The sequence below is a fragment of the Bartonella sp. LB28NMGDW genome, from assembly GCF_042194435.1.
Taxonomy (GTDB): domain Bacteria; phylum Pseudomonadota; class Alphaproteobacteria; order Rhizobiales; family Rhizobiaceae; genus Bartonella; species Bartonella grahamii.
This window is the reverse complement of record NZ_JBHIMX010000031.1, coordinates 1-6,923: the sequence shown is the minus strand read 5'-3', so window position 1 is coordinate 6,923 and position 6,923 is coordinate 1. Positions and strand designations below refer to the sequence as shown.

Below are 6,923 nucleotides of genomic sequence, written 5' to 3'. Positions count from 1 at the left end.
GGATGGAATAATGATTCTGCGGATCCTCATACAATGGCTTCACGTCTTGTTTATAATCCAGATAATCGGTTTGAGGCTAGAAACACTGCCTATCCTAGTTGGAAGCATGGATATTTTGATGCCAAGATGAATCAAAAAGTTGAAGATGCGTTGTTTCAAAAAGATCCGCAAAAACGGGCGCAAATATATGCTGATTTACAACGTGAACTTATGCAAAAAGGACCTTATGCGTTTATTTACCAGCAATATAGCGTTATAGCGATGACACCGGATGTCAAAAAATGGGTTTGGAATAGTGCACCGCGTATTTTTTATAGTAAAATTGAAAAATAAGAGTGTCTTTTCGTGTTGTCAAAGGTAAAAGTAGTTTGATCATAATAGCATGATGAAAATATTTTTTCACATAAAAGTCCTTCAGTTTTTTAAGGAAGAAACTGTGAGGGGTATTTGTGCTGTATATGGTGGAGGTCGTTTATTAAGGAGGGATGAATATAGAAAGTTATATTGGAGAAGATCTTTGTTTGTGGCTACAGATTCTATGCATCCTGAATGCAGATTGATATATGAGAGAATTATTTTATAGATGCTTAGTTTGATTAAATGAAGTTGATGTTTGATACTATGCTGTTTAAAAGATGAAAGAGCAAAATCACAACGACTATGTGTGAAAAAGGCACAAGAATATAATGGGGAAAAAAATGTTGAAAAAATTTTCTGTTTTATTAGGCATAACAGCTTTTTTAAATGGGGCTATAGCATCAGCATTTAGTGCTTCATCTAAAGATATATTGGTGATGGCATGGAATATTGATTCAATGAGTAGTTTTGACCCAGCGCAAACTGTTGAAGTTGTGACGAGTGAGTTATTGACGAATATTTGTAGCGCGTTAGTGCAATATGATGAGCATGATCCTACAAAAATTCGCCCTGCTATGGCAAAATCTTGGGATGTTTTAGATAATGGCAAAAGAATAGTTTTTCATCTTCGTGATGATTTAAAGTTTAATGATGGAAGAACAGCAACGGCGCAAGATTTGGTATGGTCGATGCGGCGGATTATTAAATTAGGATTGAGCTATGCCCAATCTTTAATGGATTATGGGTTTACTAAAAACAATGTTGAAACAAATATTCAGGCTCTTGATGATAAGACTTTGCAATTAAAATTAGATAAACCCTATCCTATTCAGCTCATATTGACTGTTATTGGACAATCTTATGCTTCTGCTTTGCTTGATCGGAAAACAATTGAAGCGCAGAGTATTAACGGTGATATGGGGAATAAATATTTAGCAACACATTCGGCTTGTGTTGGACCTTATAAATTGGTGAGCTGGTCTCCAGGAGATAAAGTTGTATTAGAGGCTACACAGCATTATTGGGGCGATGTGCCTAAAATTAAGAAGATTGTTGTGCAGCACGTAGCAGATTCATCAAGTCAAAGACTTCTTTTGGAAAAAGGTGATGTGGATATAGCGCGTGATCTTTCTTCAGAGGATATTTTAGATCTTGAAAAAAAGGGAGGCCTAGTCAAAATTAGTCGTGTTTTGCGCCCCCAGATTATTTATCTATCATTAAATAATAAGAATGCAATTTTTGCAAACGAAAAGGTCAGATTGGCACTTCGTTATTTGGTTGATTATGAAGGTCTTGGAAAAACTGTTTTGAAGGGGATTGCTATTCCGCGGGCAACTTATATGTCCTTGGGTGTTCCTGGTGCTTTGGATGAAAAAGAAGGGCTGCCTTTTAAGTTGGATTTGAAAAAAGCAAAACAGTTGATTACTGAGGCTGGTTATCCGAACGGTTTTAAAGCTAATCTTTTAGTTGGAAGCCTTAGTTATATGTCGTCTGTTGCACAGTCTATTCAAGCTAATGCACGTAAAATTGGTGTTGAGCTGACAATTGAAAAAATGGCACAAAATCAATTGTTGAGCCGTGTACGTGGTGGAAATTACGATACTGCTATTATGGGGTGGGGGAGTGCCGATCCTGATGGACATCCTGCCTCATTAAATCACGTGTTTAATCCTGATCCAACATTTACAAAAAAGCACAATATGTATTTGGCTTGGCGCGCTGGGTATTATGATGAAAATATTAATAACATGGTGATGGATGCTTTGTTTGAGAAAGACCCCAATAAGCGTATCATGCAATATCGTACTTTACAGCATTATGTGCTAGAGCATGGTCCTATGGTTTATTTATTTCAGACATATTATACCGTTGGTATGGGACCTGATGTCAAAAAATGGATTTGGAACAGTTATAGACTTTATTACAATGAAGCAGAAAAATAAAAAGAAGCATGTTATAGAGAAGGATTGTAGAACATGCTTAATAAGAGGTTGTTTTGTTATATAAAAAAAGGTATTTGCTTTATGTTTTGTCGCTACAGAGGGGATTTTTATAATGGTTTTGCCACTTTCAGAGACTGAAAGAGCTGTATCAGAAAAGCAGAAAAGATTATTTTTATGGGATTTTTTATGCAAAGGATTGAAACTTCTTATTTCAGTTTTTATCACATTGCTTGGGTTGGTGACGATCACTTTTTTTCTTGGTCATCTTCTTCCTCTAGATCCAGTTCTGTCTATTCTTGGTGATAATATCAGTCAGGAAGCTTATGATGCAATGTATTATAAGCTTGGTCTTGATAAGCCGTTGATTGTTCAATATTGGAAGTATCTTCATAATGTATTTTTATTTGACTTTGGAGATGCTTTAACTTCTGGGCGTCCTGTTCTAGCTGATATTATGCGTGTATTTCCTGCAACATTAGAGCTTGCAACCGTTGCTATTGTTATTGGCACAAGTCTTGGAATTCCATTTGGTGTTTTTGCAGCAATGTATCGCGATTCATTTATTGATTATGTTGTTCGTGTTTTTACACTTGTAAGTTATTCTACTCCAACGTTTTGGCTCGGTTTAATGGCTTTGTTAATATTTTACGCCAAGCTTGGCTGGGTTGGTGGTCCAGGACGTATTGATTTTCTTTATGAATATTCTTTCGAACCAAAAACAGGATTTTTCCTTTGGGATACTGCAAGCCAAGGACAATGGGAGGCTTTTGGTAATGTTTTTAGTCACATTATTATGCCTGCTTTGATCTTAGCTTTCGGTGCTATGGCTTATATTAGCCGTATGACTCGTGGGTTTATGATTGAGCAGCTTAATCAGGAATATATCATTACTGCACGTGTAAAGGGGTTATCGTGGGCGCGAACGGTATGGGGACATGCCTTTAAGAATGCTGCTGTTCAGGTTATTACCGTTGTTGCGCTTTCTTATGCTTTTTTATTAGAAGGGGCTGTTTTAACGGAGACAGTTTTTGCTTGGCCTGGTTTTGGACATTACTTGACAAATGCTCTTTTAGCCGGAGATATGAATGCAGTTGTAGGATGTACTTTACTTGTAGGATTTATCTTTGTCGCCATTAATTTATTTTCTGATTTGCTTTATCGCATTTTTGATCCAAGGACACGTTGAATATGACAGTAAGTAATCATCATAAATCGCAATCATCATCTTTTTTTGGCGGTTGGTTAAACGACCCTGTTCCAAGCTCCATAATTCAGGCGAACATACAAAGAATTTATCACGCACTGGTTAAGTTTTTTCATAACTTTTCGGCTGTATTTGGTCTGCTTATTATTTGTATTATTATCATATGTGCATTTTTTGCTCCTTGGATTGCTACGCATGATTTTCTTAGCAATGATCTAGGGCATCGGTTGCAGCCACCCTCTATGGCGCATTATTTTGGGACAGATGAATTAGGACGTGACATTTTTAGTCGCCTTGTTTTTGGTTCCCGTATTACTCTTTATGTTGTTTTTCTTACAACCATTATTGTAGGTCCAATAGGGCTTATTGTTGGAACCGTATCTGGTTATATGGGCGGATGGGTTGATACTGTTCTCATGCGCATTGTCGATATTTTTCTTGCTTTTCCAGGTTTGATTTTAGCTCTTGCATTTTCAGCTGCATTGGGACCAGGGATTGAAAATGCTTCTATTGCAATTTCAATTGCAGCATGGCCCCCAATTGCACGTTTAGCACGTGCTGAGACTTTGACAATACGTTCTTCTGATTATGTTTCTGTCGTTCGCTTGCAAGGGGCTTCTGCTTGGAGAATAATTTTGTTTCACGTTGCGCCCATGTGTATTCCTTCAGTGATTGTACGATTAACTTTAGATATGTCTGGAATTATTTTAACGGCTGCTGGTCTTGGTTTTTTAGGGTTGGGAGCTCAACTTCCAAGTCCTGAATGGGGTGCGATGCTTTCTTCAGGGCGGGAATTTATGATGACAAATTGGTGGTTGGCGGCAATACCAGGCTGTGCAATATTATTTGCAAGTCTTGCTTTCAACCTTTTAGGTGATGGTCTTCGTGATGTATTGGATCCACGCAATGGATAATAAATTATTAGAAGTAGAAGATTTACGTATTTCTTTTCCTACAACGCGCGGCATTTCAGAAGTTGTGCGTGGCGTTAGTTTTTCTGTTGGAAAAGAAAAAATTGGAATTGTTGGTGAATCCGGATCTGGAAAATCGATGACTGGGCGCGCAATACTAAGATTGAGTCCAAGAGCAGCCATTGTTAAAGCTAAAAAAATGCGCTTTGAGGATGTTGATTTATTGACCGCAAGTGAACCTCAGATGCGAAAAATCCGTGGGAAGCGTATTTCAATGATTTTACAGGACCCAAAATATTCACTTAATCCATTAATACGGATTGGTGAGCAGATTATGGAGGCTTACCGCATTCATTATCGTGTTTCAAAAGCCGAAGCGCGGGAGCGCACCATATCTATGTTAGAATCTGTTCATATTCGTGATCCTGAACATGTGATGCGTCTCTTTCCTCATGAAATATCAGGGGGGATGGGGCAGCGTGTGATGATTGCAATGATGCTCATTCCAAAACCTGATTTAATTATTGCCGATGAACCAACATCTGCACTTGATATTACGGTCAGACGACAAGTTTTATCTGTATTAGATGAACTTGTGACAAAATCTGGAACGGGACTTATTTTCATTAGTCATGATTTAAATATGATTGCTGATTTTTGCGATCGTATTTTGGTGATGTATGCGGGCCGTGTGTTAGAAGAGTTGCCTGCTTCTGATTTGTCTCACGCTTGTCATCCTTATACGAAGGCATTGCTCGCGAGTTTACCACGGCTTGATAATCCTGTTGATGTTTTGGCTGTTCCTGAGCGTGATCCTGATTGGTTGTATAATCCTACGATTGTTAATGGTGTTGAGGAGGTTCCTCATGACAAATTGTGAGAATATTATTGATGTTTCTAATTTATCTGTAACTTTTGGTCATAGACATAAGGCAGTAACAGTTGTTAAAAATGTTAATTTTCATATTAAGCGTGGTGAAGCTTATGGTTTGATTGGTGAATCCGGATGTGGAAAATCAACAATTTTGAATACATTGGTGGGGCTTATTCCAGATTATAGTGGAAAGTTCCTTTTTGCTGGACAAGAAGTTGAAAAGAAAAGAAGTAAGGATTTTTTACGCTGTATTCAAATGGTTTTTCAAGATCCTTATGCTTCGCTGCATCCAAGAAAAATGGTCCATACGGTTCTTTCTGAATCGCTCAAAATCCATGGGATGGATAATCAAAGAGAGCGGGTGGAGGATGCTTTAGATTCCGTTGGTTTAGATTCTTCATTTCTTTATCGTTATCCTCATGAGTTGTCTGGAGGACAGCGTCAGCGTATTGCTCTTGCACGTGCTTTAATTATTGAACCAGAGGTTTTGTTGCTTGATGAGCCAACATCTGCATTGGATGTGTCGGTACAGGCTGAAATTTTAAACTTGTTGAAATCGTTGCGAGTGAGAAAAAAACTTACTTATTTGATGGTATCCCATGATCTTGCTGTTGTTGCACATATTTGTGAACGTGTTGGAATTATGCATAAAGGGATTATTCTTGAAGAGCTTAGCAATGATGAATTGCGCAATTTACATGCGCAACACGATTATACAAAGGAGTTTTTTGAAGCAAGTATAGAGCCTATTGTCCATAGAGAGCAAAGAGCATGATCAATTTTCCAAAAGAAAAAATACATTTTTCTGTTTTAGGTTTCGAGAAGTATTTAGTATCTTTGTTGTAATAGAGAGTTTTTGTATTTTTTATAGTGTGAAATCTTATCGATATAATTTATTGAAAGAAATTTTAGCTCTCATATTTTTCACTTTATTAGGCGTACAACATTATGAGTCATCTGCATGACTCATAACGCGCATTATATATTTGTTGTACAGTTTGTTGACTATAAATTTATGTTTAGAAGGTTTCATTTTAGATGAGCATTAAGCTTGTAAGAAATAATAGGTGATTAATGATGCTATGTTTTCTAGGAAAATTTATTCTTTAGGGTATAGTTTAATTTTTATTTTTTTTGATTTGTTTACTCTTTTTTACAATGTTACTCTTATTTATCCAAAAACGCTAAGTTTTATTTTTTAAAAAAGAAGAAGCTGTTATGAAAATTTTTCAATAGTACATGAGAATGATTCAACTATTTTTGTTTTTTCTATTCTTAAAGACATATTTTATAAATAAAAAAGGCAGCATATTGCGCTGCCTTTTTGTTAAATTGAATAGAATGAATAAGCTATTTTTACAACCTTGCTTTTAAAACTGATAGCGTATGCCGCCTGAAAAACTTGCACCACTTATACCCGTTTTCTGAAGCTTTTGTTGATAGCTTACATCACCATGAAGGGAGAAATTGTGAGACAGTTGCGCATTAATGCCAATGCCGCCTTCAATTGCAGTCCCCATAGGATCAAGGTCAAAGTTTCTGCCAATCTGGATAGTGCCATCATCACCAAAGGTTTTGATCAAGTTTACTTTTCCATAGAAAGACATAGGACGGCTGTTTTCAGTGGAAATGGT

6 protein-coding genes and 1 pseudogene are annotated in these 6,923 nt (G+C 36.9%); 6 read left to right on the top strand and 1 reads right to left on the bottom strand.

Annotation, left to right across the window (positions count from 1 at the left end):
* The 6 genes and pseudogenes from ACFIKG_RS08355 to ACFIKG_RS08330 form a co-directional block, all read left to right on the top strand.
* Positions 1-333 (top strand): annotated as a pseudogene (locus tag ACFIKG_RS08355) (ABC transporter substrate-binding protein); the annotation flags it as partial.
* Between the two features lie 365 nt (positions 334-698).
* Positions 699-2,300, top strand: a complete 1,602-nt coding sequence (locus tag ACFIKG_RS08350) for an ABC transporter substrate-binding protein (RefSeq protein ID WP_375627257.1) — start codon at positions 699-701, stop codon at positions 2,298-2,300.
* A 112-nt stretch (positions 2,301-2,412) separates the two neighbouring features.
* The gene (locus tag ACFIKG_RS08345) at positions 2,413-3,486 is read left to right on the top strand and encodes an ABC transporter permease (RefSeq protein WP_015856298.1); all 1,074 of its coding nucleotides are present in this window, start codon (positions 2,413-2,415) and stop codon (positions 3,484-3,486) included.
* 2 nt (positions 3,487-3,488) lie between these two features.
* Positions 3,489-4,418 (top strand): ABC transporter permease, encoded by a 930-nt coding sequence (locus tag ACFIKG_RS08340; protein WP_375627258.1) that lies wholly within the window; start codon positions 3,489-3,491, stop codon positions 4,416-4,418.
* Positions 4,411-5,295 carry an ABC transporter ATP-binding protein gene (locus ACFIKG_RS08335; RefSeq protein WP_375627259.1) on the top strand — a complete coding sequence of 295 codons (885 nt, stop codon included), beginning with the start codon at positions 4,411-4,413 and terminating at the stop codon, positions 5,293-5,295. Before ACFIKG_RS08340 ends, ACFIKG_RS08335 begins: the two co-directional genes overlap by 8 nt.
* Positions 5,282-6,064 carry an ABC transporter ATP-binding protein gene (locus tag ACFIKG_RS08330; RefSeq protein ID WP_273790734.1) on the top strand — a complete coding sequence of 261 codons (783 nt, stop codon included), beginning with the start codon at positions 5,282-5,284 and terminating at the stop codon, positions 6,062-6,064. The genes ACFIKG_RS08335 and ACFIKG_RS08330 overlap by 14 nt, the downstream gene beginning before the upstream one ends.
* 595 nt (positions 6,065-6,659) lie before the next feature.
* Here the strand turns inward: ACFIKG_RS08330 and ACFIKG_RS08325 are convergent.
* The coding region (locus tag ACFIKG_RS08325) for an autotransporter outer membrane beta-barrel domain-containing protein (protein WP_375652100.1) at positions 6,660-6,923 on the bottom strand (264 nt) is incomplete at its 5' end.